The sequence below is a fragment of the Paenibacillus sp. MER TA 81-3 genome (assembly GCF_023713585.1).
In the GTDB taxonomy this organism is placed as follows: Bacteria; Bacillota; Bacilli; order Paenibacillales; family Paenibacillaceae; genus Paenibacillus_B; species Paenibacillus_B profundus.
Window position 1 is genome coordinate 1 of sequence record NZ_JAMAWB010000068.1, and the last position, 467, is coordinate 467.

The window sequence follows — 467 nt, forward strand, 5'->3', positions numbered from 1 at the left end:
GGCTTTGACGCCGTGCTCGTTGCCGTGAAGCACGTGTTTGCTTCGCTGTTTAACGATCGCGCAATCTCCTACCGCGTGCATCAGGGTTACGATCACCGCGGCGTGGCGCTCTCCGCCGGGGTGCAGAGGATGGTCCGCTCCGATCTGGCCTCCTCCGGCGTCATGTTCTCCATCGATACCGAATCCGGCTTTGACCAGGTGGTGTTTATCACCTCTGCATGGGGTTTGGGCGAGATGGTGGTGCAGGGCGCGGTGAACCCGGACGAATTCTACGTCCACAAACCGACGCTGGCCGCTGGCCGTCCGGCGATCGTGCGCCGCACCATGGGGTCGAAAAAGATCCGTATGGTTTACGCGCCGACCCAGGAGCACGGTAAACAGGTGCGTATCGAAGATGTGCCGCAGGCGCAGCGCGATATTTTCTCGTTAAGCAACGAGGAAGTGCAGGAGCTGGCGAAGCAGGCGGT

1 protein-coding gene is annotated in these 467 nt (G+C 61.0%); it reads left to right on the forward strand.

What is annotated here, in order from left to right; all coding sequences use genetic code 11:
- Nucleotides 1–467: PEP/pyruvate-binding domain-containing protein (locus tag M3650_RS31245; protein ID WP_285848790.1), on the forward strand; the 467-nt coding region annotated here is incomplete at both ends.